Origin of the sequence: Microbacterium sp., from assembly GCF_035277845.1 — a bacterium.
GTDB lineage: Bacteria > Actinomycetota > Actinomycetes > Actinomycetales > Microbacteriaceae > Microbacterium.
Map to the genome: position 1 here is coordinate 14174 of NZ_DATEJS010000365.1, position 17414 is coordinate 31587.

Annotated in this window: 16 protein-coding genes and 1 riboswitch; of the genes, 10 read left to right on the forward strand and 6 right to left on the reverse strand. The window is 71.1% G+C overall.

Going from position 1 to position 17414, the window contains the following annotated elements:
* Window positions 1–42: 42 nt before the first annotated feature.
* From hpaD to VJR25_RS16240, 5 genes are all read left to right on the forward strand, one after another.
* A complete protein-coding gene (gene hpaD / locus VJR25_RS16220) occupies window positions 43–1206 on the forward strand; it encodes a 3,4-dihydroxyphenylacetate 2,3-dioxygenase (RefSeq protein WP_324116896.1) in 1164 nt (387 codons plus the stop codon).
* Window positions 1207–1380: 174 nt separating this feature from the next.
* Window positions 1381–2166, forward strand: a complete 786-nt coding sequence (hpaH, locus tag VJR25_RS16225; protein ID WP_324116898.1) for a 2-oxo-hept-4-ene-1,7-dioate hydratase — start codon at window positions 1381–1383, stop codon at window positions 2164–2166.
* A complete protein-coding gene (locus VJR25_RS16230) occupies window positions 2151–2954 on the forward strand; it encodes an HpcH/HpaI aldolase/citrate lyase family protein (RefSeq protein WP_324116900.1) in 804 nt (267 codons plus the stop codon). Before hpaH ends, VJR25_RS16230 begins: the two co-directional genes overlap by 16 nt.
* A 66-nt stretch (window positions 2955–3020) precedes the next feature.
* Window positions 3021–3407, forward strand: a complete 387-nt coding sequence (locus tag VJR25_RS16235; protein WP_324116903.1) for a YciI family protein — start codon at window positions 3021–3023, stop codon at window positions 3405–3407.
* 7 nt (window positions 3408–3414) lie between these two features.
* Window positions 3415–4473 carry an RNA polymerase sigma factor gene (locus VJR25_RS16240; RefSeq protein WP_324116905.1) on the forward strand — a complete coding sequence of 353 codons (1059 nt, stop codon included), beginning with the start codon at window positions 3415–3417 and terminating at the stop codon, window positions 4471–4473.
* A gap of 6 nt (window positions 4474–4479) precedes the next feature.
* On the opposite strand, the gene VJR25_RS16245 is transcribed toward VJR25_RS16240, so the two are convergent.
* From VJR25_RS16245 to glyA, 3 genes are read right to left on the reverse strand one after another with little or no spacing between them, the layout of a single operon-like run.
* The gene (locus VJR25_RS16245) at window positions 4480–5466 is read right to left on the reverse strand and encodes a Gfo/Idh/MocA family oxidoreductase (RefSeq protein ID WP_324116907.1); all 987 of its coding nucleotides are present in this window, start codon (window positions 5464–5466) and stop codon (window positions 4480–4482) included.
* Window positions 5463–6347: a bifunctional methylenetetrahydrofolate dehydrogenase/methenyltetrahydrofolate cyclohydrolase gene (locus VJR25_RS16250; RefSeq protein ID WP_324116909.1), complete on the reverse strand. Its 885-nt coding sequence runs from the start codon at window positions 6345–6347 to the stop codon at window positions 5463–5465. Before VJR25_RS16250 ends, VJR25_RS16245 begins: the two co-directional genes overlap by 4 nt.
* Complete coding sequence (gene glyA, locus VJR25_RS16255) at window positions 6344–7618, reverse strand: serine hydroxymethyltransferase (protein ID WP_324116912.1); 1275 nt, start codon at window positions 7616–7618, stop codon at window positions 6344–6346. The genes VJR25_RS16250 and glyA overlap by 4 nt, the downstream gene beginning before the upstream one ends.
* 34 nt (window positions 7619–7652) lie before the next feature.
* Window positions 7653–7736, reverse strand: a riboswitch (ZMP/ZTP riboswitch).
* Between the two features lie 88 nt (window positions 7737–7824).
* Here glyA and VJR25_RS16260 point away from each other — a divergent pair.
* From VJR25_RS16260 to VJR25_RS16275, 4 genes are all read left to right on the forward strand, one after another.
* Window positions 7825–9204 carry a family 20 glycosylhydrolase gene (locus VJR25_RS16260; RefSeq protein ID WP_324116913.1) on the forward strand — a complete coding sequence of 460 codons (1380 nt, stop codon included), beginning with the start codon at window positions 7825–7827 and terminating at the stop codon, window positions 9202–9204.
* A 36-nt stretch (window positions 9205–9240) separates the two neighbouring features.
* On the forward strand, window positions 9241–9603 hold the full coding sequence (locus tag VJR25_RS16265; protein ID WP_324116915.1) for a YrdB family protein: 363 nt from the start codon (window positions 9241–9243) through the stop codon (window positions 9601–9603).
* Window positions 9604–9746: 143 nt separating this feature from the next.
* Window positions 9747–11963, forward strand: coding sequence for an NADP-dependent isocitrate dehydrogenase (locus tag VJR25_RS16270; RefSeq protein ID WP_324116917.1), 2217 nt, complete (start codon window positions 9747–9749; stop codon window positions 11961–11963).
* 59 nt (window positions 11964–12022) lie between these two features.
* A complete protein-coding gene (locus VJR25_RS16275) occupies window positions 12023–12904 on the forward strand; it encodes a VOC family protein (protein WP_324116919.1) in 882 nt (293 codons plus the stop codon).
* A 51-nt stretch (window positions 12905–12955) separates the two neighbouring features.
* On the opposite strand, the gene VJR25_RS16280 is transcribed toward VJR25_RS16275, so the two are convergent.
* Window positions 12956–13408 carry a GNAT family N-acetyltransferase gene (locus VJR25_RS16280; RefSeq protein WP_324116921.1) on the reverse strand — a complete coding sequence of 151 codons (453 nt, stop codon included), beginning with the start codon at window positions 13406–13408 and terminating at the stop codon, window positions 12956–12958.
* A 73-nt stretch (window positions 13409–13481) separates the two neighbouring features.
* On the reverse strand, window positions 13482–14918 hold the full coding sequence (locus VJR25_RS16285) for a L,D-transpeptidase family protein (RefSeq protein ID WP_324116923.1): 1437 nt from the start codon (window positions 14916–14918) through the stop codon (window positions 13482–13484).
* A gap of 101 nt (window positions 14919–15019) precedes the next feature.
* On the opposite strand from VJR25_RS16285, the gene VJR25_RS16290 reads away from it, so the two are divergent.
* Window positions 15020–16156, forward strand: a complete 1137-nt coding sequence (locus VJR25_RS16290; protein WP_324116925.1) for an ROK family transcriptional regulator — start codon at window positions 15020–15022, stop codon at window positions 16154–16156.
* Between the two features lie 123 nt (window positions 16157–16279).
* On the opposite strand, the gene VJR25_RS16295 is transcribed toward VJR25_RS16290, so the two are convergent.
* Window positions 16280–17281, reverse strand: a complete 1002-nt coding sequence (locus tag VJR25_RS16295; protein ID WP_324116927.1) for a hypothetical protein — start codon at window positions 17279–17281, stop codon at window positions 16280–16282.
* Window positions 17282–17414 lie beyond the last annotated feature (133 nt).

Sequence of the window (17414 nt, forward strand, 5' to 3'; positions counted from 1 at the left end):
CTTCGCTCGCTCAACGACCGGGCCGATAGCAAGGACGCTGAAATGACCAACCGCGACGACATGACCCTCACCTCCTCCGGCTTCTACGTGAGCCAGGAGGCCCCGATCCAAACCTCCAACCCGGTGCCGACCCCGCAAGCCAGCCCGCCGGATGTGCTGCGCTGCGCGTACATGGACCTCGTCGTCACCAACCTTCAGGCATCCCGCGTGTTCTACGTCGACGTGCTGGGCCTGTACGTGACCGCCGAGGACGACGAGACCATCTACCTGCGCTCGACCGAGGAGTTCATCCACCACAACCTGGTGCTGCGCAAGGGGCCCGTGGCCGCCGTGGCCGCGTTCTCGTACCGCGTGCGCACCCCGGAGGACCTCGATCGGGCCGTCGCCTTCTACACCGAGCTCGGCTGCGACGTGCGCCGCAACCCGGAGGGCTTCACCAAGGGCATCGGCGACTCGGTGCGCGTGACGGACCCCCTCGGCTTCCCCTACGAGTTCTTCCACCAGACCGAGCACGTCGAGCGGATGTCGTGGCGCTACGACCTGCACATCCCCGGGGAGCTCGTGCGGCTGGACCACTTCAACCAGGTGACCCCCGACGTGCCGCGCGCGGTGCGGTACATGCAGGACCTGGGCTTCCGCGTCACGGAGGACATCCAGGACGAGGAGGGCACCGTCTACGCCGCGTGGATGCGCCGCAAGCCCACCGTGCACGACACCGCCATGACCGGCGGCGACGGCCCGCGCATGCACCACGTGTGCTTCGCGACGCACGAGAAGCACAACATCCTCGCGATCTGCGACAAGCTGGGCGCCCTGCGCCGCTCGGACGCGATCGAGCGCGGCCCGGGCCGCCACGGCGTCTCGAACGCGTTCTACCTGTACCTGCGCGACCCCGACGGGCACCGCGTCGAGGTGTACACGCAGGACTATTACACCGGCGACCCGGACAACCCGGTCATCACGTGGGACGTGCACGACAACCAGCGCCGCGACTGGTGGGGCAACCCCGTCGTGCCCAGCTGGTACACGGACGCCTCCCTCGTGCTCGACCTCGACGGCAACCCGCAGCCGGTCGTGGCCCGCACCGACTCGTCCGAGATGGCCGTCACCATCGGCGCCGACGGCTTCAGCTACACGCGCCAGGACGACGCCGAGACGATGCCCGAGTGGAAGCAGGGCGAGTACAAGCTGGGGCACCAGCTGTAACCCCCACCCGGTCGACCACCACCCGGTCGTTGAGCGAGGAGCGCAGCGACGAGACGAAACGCATTGACCTTCGCGTCGTCATTGCGTTTCGACTCGCGAAGACCCGCACTGAGCGAGCGCAGCGAGACGAAGTGTCGCTCAACGACCGGGGGGCGTTCACGAGAGGATGTCCCCATGCTCCCCCCAGAAACAGTCGCGCAGATCGCGGACGAGCTCGCGGAAGCCGACCGCGCGCACACCGTGATCCCCCGGATCACCGCGCGGTATCCGGATGCCGCGATCGAGGACTCGTACGCGATCCAGCGGGTGTGGCGGGACCGGATGCTGGCATCCGGTCGCCGCCTCGTCGGCCGCAAGATCGGGCTCACGTCCAAGGCGATGCAGCAGGCGACCGGCATCTCGGAGCCCGACTACGGCGTCATGTTCGACGACACCGTGTACGAGAACGGCTCGGTGATCGACTCCGCGCAGTTCTCGAACGTGCGCATCGAGGTGGAGCTGGCCTTCGTGCTGAAGGAGCCGCTGGAGGGTCCGCACTGCTCGCTGTTCGACGTGCTGCGCGCGACCGAGTACGTGACGCCGGCGCTCGAGATCCTGAACTCGCACATCGAGCTCGAGGGCCGCACGATCGTCGACACGATCAGCGACAACGCGGCGTACGGCGGCATGGTGACAGGCGGCATCCCGATGCGGCCCGACCAGATCGACCTGCGCTGGGTCTCGGCGCTCCTGTACCGCAACGAGACGATCGAGGAGTCGGGCGTCGCGGCGGCGGTGCTCAATCACCCGGCGACCGGGGTGGCGTGGCTGGCGAACAAGATGCACCATCACGGCGACCGGCTCGAGGCGGGCGAGATCATCCTGGCCGGGTCGTTCACCCGGCCGATGTGGGTGTCGCCGGGCGACAGCGTGCTGTGCGACTACGGACCGATGGGAACGATCACATGCCGCTTCAGCTGACACCGACCTTCCGCGAGCGCCTCGCGGCATCCGACCGGCCCCTCGTCGGCCTGTGGGCGTGCTCGGGCAGCCCGCTCATCGCCGAGATCCTCGCCGGCTCCGGCGCCGACTGGCTGCTCATCGACATGGAGCACTCCGCGAACACCCTGCCGTCGGTGCTCGCGCAGCTGCAGGCCGTCGCGGCGTACCCGGTGACGCCGGTGGTGCGGGTGCCGTTCGGCGAGGACGTCATCCTCAAGCAGGTGCTCGACGTCGGAGCACAGACCGTGCTGGTGCCGATGGTGTCGAACGCGGACCAGGCACGGGCGCTCGTCGAAGCGGTGCGGTATCCGCCGCGGGGGCGCCGCGGCGTCGGGTCCTCGCTGTCGCGCTCGGCACGCTGGAACCGCGTGGACGGCTACCTCGGCGACGCGGACTCCCACGTGTCGCTGTTCGTCCAGATCGAGTCCGCGGAAGCCGTGGAGCACGCCGCCGAGATCGCCGCGGTCGACGGCATCGACGGCATCTTCGTGGGCCCCGCCGACCTCGCGGCCTCCGTCGGGGTGCTCGGTGAGCAGACGCACCCGGACGTGCTCGCGGCCGTGCAGCGCACGTTCGATGCGGTGCGAGAAGCCGGCAAGCCGGTGGGCGTGAACGCCTTCGACCCGGTCGCCGCCGAGCAGTACATGGCGAACGGGGCCGCGTTCGTCGCGGTCGCCGCCGACGTGTCGATCCTCGCCCGCCAGTCCGAGGCCCTCGCCGCCCGGTTCATCCCCGCCGCCGACAGAACCCCCCGCGCCGGTTACTGAGGGGATGTCGATCCGCGGCATCCTGAGTCGTCATCATCACGTCGAACCCCTACGGAAGGACGGATCATGCGATACACACTCCTGCTGCACTACCCGGAGATGAGCGCCGACGACCTGGGCCCCGAGGCCCTCGAGGCCGGCATGCGCGCGTTCGCGGAGTACGCCGGCGCGCTGGATGCCGCGGGCGTGCTGCGCAGCGCCGAGGTGCTGCATCCCTCGTCGGCGACCACCACGGTGCGGCTGCACGACGGCGAGCTCGTCGTTCAGGACGGTCCGTTCGCCGACACGAAGGAGCAGCTCGGCGGCACCTTCGTGATCGAGGTGGACGACCTGGATGCCGCGATCGCGTGGGCCGGGAAGGCTCCCGCGGTGGCGTGGGGCGCCGTCGAGGTGCGCCCGGTCGCGACCCGGTACGCCGACGGCGCCTGGCAGGGCGCATCCCCGGTCCGGTGAGCGCCGCATGAGCACGGCCGAGGAGGTCCGGACCGCCGCGCAGCGCACGGTGCGGGCCTCGTACGGCCGGCTCGTGGCCCTGCTGGCATCCGGCACCGGCGACCTCGCCCTCGCCGAGGACTGCCTGTCCGACGCGCTCGAGAAGGCGCTTCGGACCTGGCCGGATGCCGGTGTGCCGGACAACCCCGAAGGATGGCTGCTCACCGTGGCCCGCAACCGCCTGCGCGACGTGCTCGGATCCGCCGCGCACCGCACGTCCGCCCCGCTCGACCCCGAGACCTCCCCCGCGACCGCGGACGACGTCGCCGGGCTCCTGGAGCGCGGCGACGCGATCCCCGACCGCCGCCTCGAACTGCTGTTCGCCTGCGCGCACCCGGCGATCGATCCCGGCATCCGCACCCCGCTCATGCTGCAGACCGTGCTCGGCTTCGAGGCCGCGCAGATCGCCGCGGCCTTCGACGTCCCCGCTGCCGCGATGGCGCAGCGTCTGGTGCGCGCCAAGCGCAAGATCCGGGATGCCGGCATCCCGTTCCGCCTGCCGACGCGCGCCGACATGCCCGGACGCACCACCGCGGTGCTCGAGGCGATCTACGCGGCCTACGCGATCGACTGGCTCGAACCCCTCGCGGACGCCGGTGACGACGTGCGCACCTCCGTCGCCGACGAGGCCCGATGGCTGGCCGTGCTCACCGCGAGCCTGCTGGAGACCGACGCCGAGGCGTGGGGGCTCGCCGCCCTGCTCACCCTCGCGCAGTCCCGTGCGCCCGCCCGCGCCCGCATCCCGTGGCCGCCGCTCGACGAGCAGGACCCGGCCCAGTGGGATGCCGAGCTCATCGCCGAGGGCGAGGCGCTGCTGCACCGCGCGGCCCGGCTCAGCCGTCCGTCGGCCGGTCAGCCGGGCGGACGCTTCCAGCTCGAGGCGGCGATCCAGTCGGTGCACTGCGACCGTGCCCGCACCGGCGTCGTGGACCGCGACGCCCTGATCGCGCTCTACCGGGGCCTCGTGCAGGTGGCGCCCACGCGGGGTGCGCGCGAGGCCCTCGCCGCGGCGGAGGCCCGCCGCTGAGGCCGGTCACTCCCCCGGGAAGCTGAGCCCGATCTGGCGACGGATCTCGTCGAGGGTGCCCATGATCGCGACGGATTCGTCCGGGGGCAGGATGTCGCCCGCGACGGCTCCGGACGCCACCAGCCGCTCGAGTTCGAGCGCCTGGAACTGCCGCCCGCTGCCGGCGGGCACACGCCCGTCGAACTCCTCGAGCACGGTGTCCTCGCCCTCCATGAGCCGGAAGGTGGTCGGCGAGAACCACCACGCGTCGATCTCGATGCGCGCCTTCGTCCCGACGATCGACGCGGTGATCGGGGACGCGGCATCCAGCCCGCACTGCAGCACCGCCTGCTGTCCGCCGGGATAGCCGAGCAGGATCGAGGTGGTGGCATCCACCCCGGTCACCGCCGGCGTGGCGAGGGCCAGCACCCGGTCGGGCTCGCCGAGCACGTCCCACGCGAACGACAGCGGGTAGATGCCGAGGTCGAGCAGCGCACCGCCGCCGAGGGCCGGGTTGAGCAGCCGCCCCTCCGGGTCGGCGGACAGACGCTGCCCGTGGTCGGCCTGCAGCGACCGCAGCTCCCCGAGGGCGCCGGAGCGCACGAGCTCGCGGACCCGCACCATGTGCGGCAGCCACCGCGTCCACATGGCCTCGAGTGCGACCAGGCCGCGCTCGGCCGCGCGGTCCGCGATCCACCGCGCCTCGGCGGCGTTGAGCGCGAACGGCTTCTCGACGAGCACGTGCCTGCCGGCGTCGAGCGCCAGCAGCGCGTTCTCCGCGTGCATCGGATGCGGCGTCGCGATGTAGACCGCGTCGACATCCGGATCCGCGACGAGCTCTTCGTAACTGCCGTGCGCGCGGGGGATGCCGTGCGCGCCGGCGAACGCCTGAGCACTGTCGAGGCGGCGCGAGCCGACCGCGACGACGGGGAATCCCGCGACCCGCAGGTCCGCGGTCATCTGACCCGCGATCGACCCGGTCGCGAGGATGCCCCACCGCAGCCGCTCGGTCATCGGTCCGCCGCCCGCTCGGCGGCCTCGACGACGTTGGTCATCAGCAGGGCGACGGTCATCGGCCCGACCCCGCCGGGGTTCGGGGAGATCCAGCCGGCGACCTCGTCGACGCCCGGGGCGATGTCGCCGAACACGCGGTCCTTGCCGCCGTCGACGCCGGGCTCACGGGTGACGCCGACATCCAGCACGGCGGCGCCGGGCTTGACGTCCTCCGGGCGGATGAGGTGCTTCACGCCCGCCGCCGCGACGATCACGTCCGCCTGCCGCAGGTAGAACGGCATGTCCACCGTGCCGGTGTGCGTCAGCGTCACCGTCGCGTTGATCGCGCGACGGGTCAGCAGCAGTCCGATCGACCGGCCGATGGTGACCCCGCGGCCCACGACGACGACGTGCTTGCCGTGCAGGTCGTAGTCGTTGCGCAGCAGCAGTTCGATGACCCCGCGCGGCGTGCACGGCAGCGGGGTCTCGATGGGCCCGTTCACGTTGAGCACGAGCCGGCCGAGGTTGGTCGGGTGCAGGCCGTCCGCGTCCTTCGCCGGGTCGATGCGCTCCAGGATCGCGTCGGTGTCCAGGTGCTTCGGCAGCGGCAGCTGCACGATATACCCGTGGCACGCCGGATCGGCGTTGAGCTCGTCGATCAGCGCCTCGACCTCGGCCTGGGTGGCATCCGCCGGCAGCTCCCGCTGGATCGAGTTCATGCCGACCGCGGTGGACTGCTTGTGCTTCATCCCGACGTACAGCTGGGATGCCGGATCGGCGCCCACCAGCACGGTCGCGATGCCGGGCACCACGCCGCGCTCGCGCAGCGCCGCGACCCGTTCGGTCAGCTCCGCCGTGATCGCGGCGGACGCCGCCCGGCCGTCGAGGACCCGTGCCGTCACTGCTGCAGGTCCGGGTACAGCGGGAACGCCTCGGCGAGCGCGTCGATGCGGGCGCGCAGCGCCTCGACATCCGCACCCGGCTGAAGGGCCAGGGCGATCACGTCGGCCACCTCGGTGAACTCGGCGTCGCCGAACCCGCGGGTCGCGAGCGCCGGCGTGCCGATGCGCAGACCCGACGTCACCATCGGCGGGCGCGGGTCGTTCGGCACCGCGTTGCGGTTCACGGTGATGTGGATGTCGTGCAGCAGGTCTTCGGCCTGCTTGCCGTCGATCTCGGCGTCGCGCAGGTCGACGAGCACGAGGTGCACGTCGGTGCCGCCCGAGCGCACGGTGATGCCGGCATCCTTCACGTCCTGCTGCGAGAGGCGGTCGGCGAGGATCGCGGCACCGCGGAGCACGCGCTCCTGCCGCTCCTTGAACTCCGGGGTGCCGGCGAGCTTGAACGCGGTCGCCTTGGCGGCGATCACGTGCATGAGCGGACCGCCCTGCTGGCCCGGGAACACGGCCGAGTTGATCTTCTTGGCGATGTCGGCGTCGTTGGTGAGGATGAAGCCCGAGCGGGGGCCGCCGATGGTCTTGTGCACGGTCGACGAGACGACGTCGGCGAAGGGCACCGGGTTCGGGTGCAGGCCCGCGGCGACGAGACCGGCGAAGTGCGCCATGTCGACCCAGAGGAGTGCCCCGACCTTGTCGGCGATCTCGCGGAAGCGGGCGAAGTCGAGCTGACGCGGGTAGGCCGACCAGCCGGCGATGATGACGTTCGGCTGGTGCTCCTCGGCGAGGCGCTCCACCTCGTCCATGTCGATGACTGACGTCTCGGGGTTCACGCCGTACGCGACGATGTTGTACAGGCGACCGGAGAAGTTGATCTTCATGCCGTGGGTCAGGTGGCCGCCCTGGTCGAGCGAGAGGCCGAGCAGCTTGTCGCCGGGACGCGCGATGGCGTGCAGCACGGCGGCGTTGGCGGATGCCCCGGAGTGCGGCTGCACGTTCGCGAACTCGGCGCCGAACAGCTCCTTGGCGCGGGCGATCGCCAGCTCTTCGGCGACGTCGACCTCTTCGCAGCCGCCGTAGTAGCGGCGTCCCGGGTAGCCCTCGGCGTACTTGTTGGTCAGCACCGAGCCCTGCGACTGCAGCACGGAGACGGGCACGAAGTTCTCGGAGGCGATCATCTCCAGGAACGTCTGCTGGCGCTTGAGCTCCCGGTCGAGCACCTCGGCGATCTCGGGGTCGACGTCGGCGAGCGGGGCGTTGAAGAACTGGTCGGTCATGGGCATCCCTTCACGGCGGGCGGTACGAGTGTGTCGCTCCGGCCCAGGCGTGCGGTCGAATGCCGTGTGGGTCGCTCCCCGGTGGTAAGCCACCTCAACGCCAGTCGCGACACGTCGAGCTTAGCGGAGATCGCCACCCCCGGTCGTTGAGCGACCCAGCGAGCCGAAACGCGGTTCTGCACCCCCGGTTCGTTAGGCTTCCTCACATGACTGCGCCGTCGCTGCCGCTCGTCCCCCTGCCGGCATCCGTCACGCTGACGGATGCCGCGCCGTACCGGCCGGCCGATCCCGACGACCTGCACCTCACCGTCACCGTGGACGCGTCGACCGGCGGCCCGGAGTCCTCCTCCCTGCAGGTCACCGAGCGCGGCATCCGGATCATGGCCGCCGACCCCGCCGGCGCCTTCTACGCGCGGCAGACGCTCGCTCAGCTCGAGACCGACGGCGTCTACCCGGCGGTCGAGATCCAGGATGCCCCGCGCTTCCGCTACCGCGGGGTGATGCTCGACGTCGCCCGGCACTTCCAGCCGGTCGAGACCGTCAGGGCGTACATCGACCACGCGGCATCCCTGAAGTTCAACCACCTGCACCTGCACCTGACCGACGACCAGGGCTGGCGCATCGCCCTGGACTCCCGGCCCGAGCTGACCGAGAAGGCCTCCGGCACGAGCGCGCTCGGCGACCCGGGCGGGTACTACGCCCAGGCCGACTGGACGGCGATCCTCGATCACGCGGCCTCCCGGCACATGACCGTGGTGCCCGAGATCGACGTGCCCGGTCACACCCACGCCGTGGGCGTCGCCTATCCCGGGCTGGTCGCCGACCCGGTGATCTCCGACCACATCCTCGAGACGGCCGAGGCGTTCGGCGGAGGCATCCCGACGCGCGGCTTCCCGTACACCGGGTTCGCGGTCGGATTCTCGTCGCTCAAGCACGACGACCCCGCCGTCGACGCGTTCCTCGCCGACGTCTTCGGCGAACTCGCCGCGATCACGCCCGGCCCGTATCTGCACATCGGCGGGGACGAGTGCCTCGGCACCGACCCGGCGGACTACGCGGCGTTCGTCGAGAAGGCGACCGCGATCGTCGCGGCGGCAGGCAAGATCCCGGTCGCCTGGCACGAGGCGGGCGCCGTGGCCGGCATCCACCCGTCGACCGTCGGGCAGTACTGGAACTTCGTGCAGCCGCAGGAGGGTCAGGATGCCCCGGCCCGCGCGTTCGCGACCCGCGGCGGGCTGATCCTGTCGCCGGCCGACGTCGCCTACCTGGACATGAAGTTCGACGCGCTCTCCCCGCTCGGGCTCGTGTGGGCGAAGGGCGTGACGACGCTGCGCGACGCGTACGACTGGGAGCCGACCGCGATCCTCGACGGCGTCGGCGAGCAGCAGATCCTCGGCATCGAGGCGCCGCTGTGGTCCGAGACCGCCCGCGACCTCGGCGACCTCGAGCAGCTCGCGTTCCCGCGCATCGGCGCGATCGCCGAGATCGCCTGGAGCCCGGCCGCCGCCCACGACTGGGACTCCTTCGCCGCGCGCATCGCCGGTCTCGTGCCGCGCTGGCGGTCCGCCGGCATCCGGATCCCCTGACGTTCGCGCCCGCGGCGCCGACGTAAACTGGAAGCCATGACCGACCCCCAGCCCGCCGGCACGCGCGCGCCGCTCACCGCGGTCGACCTCGTCGCCTTCGCCTGCGAGCTGTTCGCATTCGGGACCTTCGCGTTCTGGGGCTTCGCCGGGTGGCCGTTCGCGTGGAACCTGCTGTTCGGCATCGGCACCCCGGTGCTCGCCATCCTCGTCTGGGCGCTGTTCGTCTCACCGCGGGCCGTACTGCACGTGCACCCCTTCGTCCGCGCGATCGTGGAGCTGCTCGTCTACGCGGGCGCCACGGTGTGCCTGTGGACCATGGGGCTGACCTGGATCGGGCTCGGCTTCGCCGTGATCGCGGTCACCGCCGGAGTCATCGCCGGCCGCCGGCGCTTCGCCTGAGCGTCCCCACCGGTCGTTGAGCGAGGAGCGCAGCGACGAGACGAAACGCCTCGCCCTCCGACAAGATATCTCGACGTCGAGATAAATCTCCCGGCCCGGTAGACTGGGACGACCGCGAAAAGACCCCCGGACGGGAGACCTCTGTGCCTGACTCCACCATCATCTACACGCACACCGACGAAGCCCCGGCGCTGGCGACCGCGTCGTTCCTGCCGATGGTGCAGGCCATCGCCTCGCAGGCGGGCGTGCAGCTCGACACGCGTGACATCTCGCTCGCGGCCCGCATCCTGGCGGCGTTCCCGCAGAGCCTCACGCCCGAGCAGCAGGTGGGCGACGCCCTCGCCGAACTCGGCGGCCTCGCGACGCTGCCCGAGGCGAACATCATCAAGCTGCCGAACATCTCCGCGTCGATCCCGCAGCTGAAGGCCGCGATCGCCGAGCTGCAGGCGCAGGGCTACGACATCCCGAACTATCCGGACGACCCGCAGACCGCCGACGAGAAGGATGCCAAGGCCCGCTACGACCGCATCAAGGGCTCCGCGGTGAACCCGGTGCTGCGCGAGGGCAACAGCGACCGCCGCGCCCCGCTGTCGGTGAAGAACTACGCGCGCAAGCACCCCCACCGCAACAAGGCGTTCGCCGCCGGCTCCAAGACCCGCGTGACGACCATGGGCCACGACGACTTCCGCACCAACGAGAAGTCGTGGGTCTCCCCCGACGACGACGTGCTCACCATCCAGCACGTCGCGGCGGACGGCACCGTCACGCCGCTCAAGCAGAACCTCAAGGTGCTGCCGGGCGAGATCATCGACGCCACGTTCCTGGACGCCGCCGCCCTCGACGCGTTCCTCGCCGACGCCCTCGCCCAGGCGAAGTCCGACGACGTGCTCTACTCGGTGCACCTCAAGGCGACCATGATGAAGGTCTCGGACCCGATCATCTTCGGCCACGTCGTGAAGACCTACTTCGCCGACGTGTTCGACCGCTACGGCGACGTGATCGCCGCCGAGGGCCTCACCCCGAACAACGGTCTCGGCTCGATCCTCGACGGCCTGACCGCGGCCGGCCGCACCGACGTCGTCGACGCGATCACCGCCGACCTCGGCCGCGGCCCCCGCCTGTCGTACGTCAACTCCGACAAGGGCATCACCAACCTGCACGTGCCGTCAGACGTGATCGTGGACGCCTCGATGCCCGCCCTCATCCGCAACGGCGGCAAGCTGTGGGGCGTCGACGGCGGCGAGGACGACACGCTGGCGGTCATCCCGGACTCGTCGTACGCCGGGGTCTACCAGGCCGTCATCGAGGACGTCATCGCGAACGGCCCCCTCGACCCGGCGACCATCGGCACCGTGCCGAACGTCGGCCTCATGGCCCAGGCCGCCGAGGAGTACGGCAGCCACGACAAGACCTTCGAGATCGAGGCCGCCGGCACCGTCCAGGTGGTCACCGCGGCGGGCGACGTCGTGCTCGAGCACGCGGTGCGCCCGGGCGACATCTGGCGCGCCACCCAGACCAAGGACGTCGCCGTGCGCGACTGGGTGAAGCTCGCCGTCTCGCGCGCCCGTGCCACCGGATCCCCCGCCGTGTTCTGGCTCGACGAGACCCGCGCGCACGACGCCTCCCTCATCGCGAAGGTGCGCGAGTACCTGGCCGACCACGACACCGAGGGCCTCACGATCGAGATCCTCGCGCCGGCGGATGCCACCCGCTATTCGCTCGAGCGGATGCGCCGCGGCGAGGACACCATCTCGGTCACCGGAAACGTGCTGCGCGACTACAACACGGATCTCTTCCCGATCCTCGAGGTCGGCACGTCGGCGAAGATGCTCTCGATCGTGCCGCTGCTCGCCGGCGGCGGCCTGTTCGAGACGGGCGCCGGCGGCTCTGCACCCAAGCACGTGCAGCAGCTCCTCGCCGAGGACTACCTGCGCTGGGATTCGCTCGGCGAGTTCTTCGCGCTGGCGGCATCCTTCGAGCACTACGCCGGCTTCACCGGCAACGCGAAGGCGCAGGTGCTCGCCGACACGCTCGACCGCGCGACCGGCACGTTCCTCGAGAACGACAAATCGCCCGGCCGCGCCCTCGGCACGATCGACAACCGCGGCAGCCACTTCTACCTGGCGCTGTACTGGGCGCAGGAGCTGGCCGGCCAGACGGCGGACGCCGAGCTCGCGGCCGCTTTCGGTCCCGTCGCGCAGCAGCTGGCGGATGCCGAGGAGGCCATCGTCGCCGAGCTCATCGCCGTGCAGGGCTCGGCCGTCGAGATCGGGGGCTACTACCACCCGGACGAGGCGAAGGTCGCGGCGGTCATGCGGCCGTCGGCGACGCTGAACGCGATCATCGACGCGCTCGTCTGAGGCCGGCTCCGGTCGCATTCACAGGAATGAAAACCGGATGCCGGGCGGTTTCACCTGACATGGAGAATCTCGCCCCGGCATCCGGTGACCGCCTCGCGGCCGACACACGGATGGGCGCGGTCACGCTGCTGGTCGGCGACCTCGACCTCATGACGCGCTTCTACCGCGACGTCGTGACGCTGCAGGTGCTGGGCGCCGAGGGCGACACCGTGACGCTCGGCCGGGCGGGGCATCCGATCGTCGTGCTGCGCCACGAGCCGTCGCTCCGCCACGCCGCCGCGGGATCCGCCGGGCTCTACCACACGGCCATCCTGTTCGAGTCCCAGGCGGCTCTCGCGGCCGCACTGTATTCGGTCGCGACGCACGCGCCGGGCACGTTCACCGGCAGCGCCGACCACCTCGTCAGCCAGGCGTTCTACTTCACCGACCCCGAGGGCAACGGCATCGAGCTGTATTGGGACCGCGCGCGCACCGAGTGGTCGTGGACGCACGGCCAGATCGAGATGGCCACGCTGTACCTGGACCCGAACGCGTTCCTGCGCGAGCACCTCACCGAGGCCGCCGCCGACGGCGCGACCGCGCAGGATGCCGCCACCGTCGGCCATGTGCACCTGTCGGTGGGCGATGTCGCGTCCGCGCGCGCCTTCTACGTCGACGCCCTCGGCTTCGACGAGACCGCCTCGCTCGGCAGCACCGCGCTGTTCGTCAGCGCCGGCGGGTACCACCACCACATGGCGATGAACGTGTGGGAGTCGCGCGGCGCGGGACCCCGGATGCCGGCGCTCGGCCTCGGTCGCGTCGATCTGACGCTGCCGGATGCCGATTCGCTCGGCGCGCTGCAGGAGCGCCTGCGCGACCACGGATTCCAGGTGCGCGACGACGGCCGCACGGTGAGCTTCGACGACCCGTGGAACAATCTGCTGCAGGCGGCCGTCGCCTGAGCGGCCGTCGCCTGAGCGCCCCGCCCGACCGCGGCCGGGCCCGGCGATCGGCTACAGGCGCACCTCGGCGATGACCTCGCCGTACTCGGTCTCCCCGACCGGGGTGAAGCCGACCGCGACGAAGAAGGCCTCGGGCCCCTGGGCGCCGGCTTCGTAGATCACGTTGACGTGGTCCATGCCGCGCTCGCGGGCCTCGGCGATGAGCGCGGCGATGAGGAAGCGGCCGACGCCCTTGCCCTGCTCGTCGGCGTCGACGTTGATGCGCCACAGCACGGACTGGAAGTGCTCCTGCAGCACGTCGCCGTCGAAGTTCGCGCTCACGAAGCCGACGACGTCGTCTCCGTCGAGCACGACGCGCTGCCAGGAGGTCTGCGGGTTCACGACGGTCGCCGCGACGCCGTAGCTGACCGGGGAGAGGAAGCTCTCCTGCCCGGGCTTCAGGGACATCTTGTTGACCGCCACGATGGTCGAGGCGGACAGTTCCTCCAGGCGAAGCTCAGTCATGCATCCAGGCTAGCGTGACGGGCGAAATCCCGGCGGCCCGGATCCCCAGTGCCGCATGAGCGCCGCCTCAGGATCAGTCGTGCACCCAGACTTCGATGTCGTTCGGCGACCAGTCGTAGAGGTACTTGGCGAGCGGGATCGGCATGCCGACGCATCCGTGGCTCATCTTGTGGCCCCAGTTGTTGTGCCAGTACACGCCGTGGAAGCCCTCGCCGCCGTTGAAGTACATGATCCACGGCACGTCCGGCGTCGTGTACGGGGTGCCGTCGACGTTGAACCCGCGCATGGTCTGCAGCGGCAGGTGCACGTAGACCCGGTAGTGGCCGGTGAAGGTGGGGGTGACGTCGTGCCCCGACGAGATCAGCCACGAGTCGACGACCTTGCCGTCCTGCCTCAGATACAGGCGCTGCTGGCTGAGGTCCACCTCGAGCTGGCGCACGATCTTGGTGGTCTTGCCCGGCACCACGGCGACGGGCAGCGTGTAGGCGGCGTCGCCCTTCGCGAGCTGCGCGGCGAAGTCCGCGGCGACGTGCGACGTGTCGCCGAGGGTGCGGCCGTCCAGCGTCGGCTTGTCGACCCGGAGGATCTTGCCCTCGCTGTCGGCGATCGCGGTGCCGTCGGCCCTCGTCTGGTCGATCTGCGCCTTGAGGCCCGGGACGAGCGCCTGGATCTTCGCGGCATCCGCGTCGATCGAGATCTTGCCGTCGACGTTCGTGGTGAGCGTGAGCCAGGAGGCCAGGGTGGCGCGCGGCACCGGGACGGTGCGCTCGGAGCCGACGTAGAACCCGCCGGTCGCGAGCATCCTGTTGAGGGTCTTCGCGGTCTGCGTGGCGGCGTCCGTCGTGGTGGCGGCCTGCACGGTGACGCCCCTCACGGCGACGTCCTGCGCGGGCTTGCCGGTCACGAACGCCTGCCGCACCGCGGCCGTCACCGCCGTGAGATCAGCGCTGCGGCCCGCCACCGCCGGCGTGACCACGTAGGTCGACGACGTCCTGTCATAGGCGACGGTGGCGTTGTGCGGATCGACGAACAGCGACGGTGCGACCGTGCGCAGCGCCGTCTCGGCCGTGGCCGGGTTCAGGGTGACGTCGGCATCCTTCGTCTCGGAGAACCATGCGCCCACCTTCCACATCGGGTGGGACGAGTAGGCAGACGCGGCGAGCGCCTCCGCGTCGACCGTGGCGCCGAGATCGGCGCCGGTGAGCGACACGTTGCCGTTCGGCCCGGCGACCTCGATGGTGGTCTTGGCGAGCTGCTGCTGGATCGCCTCCGCGGCCGCACCGGCGGTCATGCCGCCGACGGAGACGCCCGCGACGGCCGTCCCGGGCGCGATGAGCACGAGCGAGGCCGTGGCGGCGGCGATCACGACCGCCGCGACGGGCGTTCCGATCCACCAGCCGAGGTGCCGCTTGGGCTTCGCCGGCGGGGTCGGCGCCCAGGCGTACACCACGTCCGACTCACCCCCGACCGGCGTCGCGGTGTCGGCGTTCTGGCCCGGATCCTGCGTCATCCCTGTGTCACTCCCCCGATGTGCACGTCCTACTATGGTATTTGACGCGGGTCCCACGAATGCCCCGGTCAGACAACGGTACGGTCACAGATTGGCGGGCAATGGAGCAGTCGCCGTTCGAGGCCGGAAGGCCCCTGCGCCGCAACCGCAAGGTGCTGCCCGAACAGGCCCGCGCGCACAACAGATCGCTCGTGCTGCAGACCCTGTTCCACAACGGCGGGATGAGCCGCGCGGACCTCGCCCGCGCCACCCGGCTCACCCGGGTCTCGATCTCCGACCTCGTCGCCGAGCTCATGGAGGACGGCTACGTCGTCGAGACCGGCGAGCGCACCGCACCCCGCCCGGGCAAGCCCGCGATGGTCGTCGACCTCGCGCACGACGCGCACCGCATCGTCGGCATCGACCTGTCCGGCGCCGACGCGTTCACCGGGGCCGTGCTCACGCTGAGCGGCGAGATCGTCGCCCGGGAGTCGGTGCCGCAGCCCTCGACGCCCGAGGCCCGCATCGATGCCGTCGTGTCGCTGGCGGAGCGTCTGGTGGCGCTGTCCCAGACCCCGGTGCTGGGTGTCGGGGTGGGCACGCCCGGCGTGGTCGACGACGCCGGCGTGGTGCTCGCCGCCCCCAACTTCGCGTGGAGCGGCGTCGACCTCGACGGCATCCTGAGCGAGGCCCTGCACCTGCCCGTGATCGTCGCGAACGACGCGAACGCGGCGGTGCTCGCCGAGTACACGTTCGGCGGCGCCCGGGACGACGTGCTGCTGGTGAAGGTCGGCCGCGGCGTCGGCTCGGGCCTCCTCGCCGGCGGTCAGCCGCTGGTGGGCGCCCGCCACACCGCCGGCGAGATCGGCCACGTCACCGTCGGCACCGACGGCGGCCCCGCCTGCTCGTGCGGCAAGAGCGGATGCCTCGAGGCCTGGCTGTCCGTGCCCGCCCTGACCGAGCGCCTGGCCGGCGTGGACGAGTCCCAGCGCGAGAGCGTGCTGCGGGATGCCGGTGAGCGCCTCGGCATCGCGCTCGCGCCCGTGGTGGGGGCGCTCGACCTGTCCGAGGTGGTGCTCGCCGGACCCACCGAGCTGCTGGAGGGCGTCGTGGCCGAGCAGACCCGCGCGACGCTGCGCGCCCGCACCCTGCCCGTCTTCCACGACGACATCCGCGTCCGCATGACCGGCCAGGGCCCGGACATCGTGCTCCGCGGTGCCGCCGTCATGGTGCTCAACGCCCAGCTCGGCGTGAGCTGACCCGCCCCCGCGCCGCCCGGCGCCCCCTCCGCGAACCCTTACCCAAATGCGCGAGCCCTGACCCGAATACGCCCGCAAGGGGTATTCCAGCCAGGGTTCGCGTAACCGGGTGAGGGTTCGCGATCACAAATGGTCGCTTGCGGGTCGGGGCCGGCCCGGAGGGTAGAGGCCGAACGCGCGGAGGCGTCGGCGCAGCGTGTCGACCGAGGCGATGTCCTCCCACCCCCACCGCACGACCCGCATCCCGGTGACGCCGCGAATCCAGTCCTCGCGGGCCTTCTCGTCGAGAACGGCTTCCGCCGTGGACCGGCCGCCCAGCATCTCCGGGTCGCTGTATTTGACCATCCCGTCGAACTCGGCGATCACGCCGAGATCCTCGAGCAGCATGTCGAGGAAGAGGTATGCGCCCTTCTGACCCCGCACCCGCGCCTGCAGCGTCGGAACGGGGTAGCCGAGCTGCACCAGATAGAGGCGACTGATGCTCTCGCCGGGCCCGTCGGCCCGGCCGTCTGCCAGATCGAGGATCATCCGCGCCTGCTTGACGCCGCGACCGCCGACCGGGAGCTGTGCCCGCACCTCGGAGCGGAAGCGGTCTCCCGCGGCGACATCGTATGTGCGTGTCGTCTCGTCCCAGGCGATGCGCCGCATCGCGGCATCCGCGATCGTGAGCGCCGTCTCCTCGGGAACGCACCGGATCGTGTCGGCGACGCTGCGGGCCAGGGTGGTGCAGCGGATGCCGTCGACGTCGGTGATGTCCGGTTCCAGGACCGCAACCTGGTGACGGGCGACCTCCGGTTCGCTGCGCCTCACCTGGCCGTTCAGCGCACGTCCACTCGTGTGGACCCGCCCGGGAAGATGCCGAACGAGCGGAAGCCCGTGCAGAATGCAGGCGGAGACGTGGGAGAACACCACCCCGTGGGCACGCAGATCGGTCGCCACGACGGTCATGAGGTGGCGAGCCTCGTGATTCGCGGCATCCCACGCGTCTCCCTCGACGAAGCAGCCTCGGCCGACCTTGTGCAATCCGCCGCTTCGAACCGCCGCTCCGATCGACGCCTGGGTCATTCCCTGCGCCACAAGCTGCGGCCGCGTCCGGATGATCGCGGATGCCTCATCGACGTTCATCCCCCGACGGTGTCATGTCCGGTGCCCTCGCCGCCGCCCCCTCCGCCTACCTGTGGATAATGCGGGCCGGCCACGGACCTGGGCTTGCCCGCCACCCGGTTGCCGCCAACCCTGACCGAAATATGCGAACCCT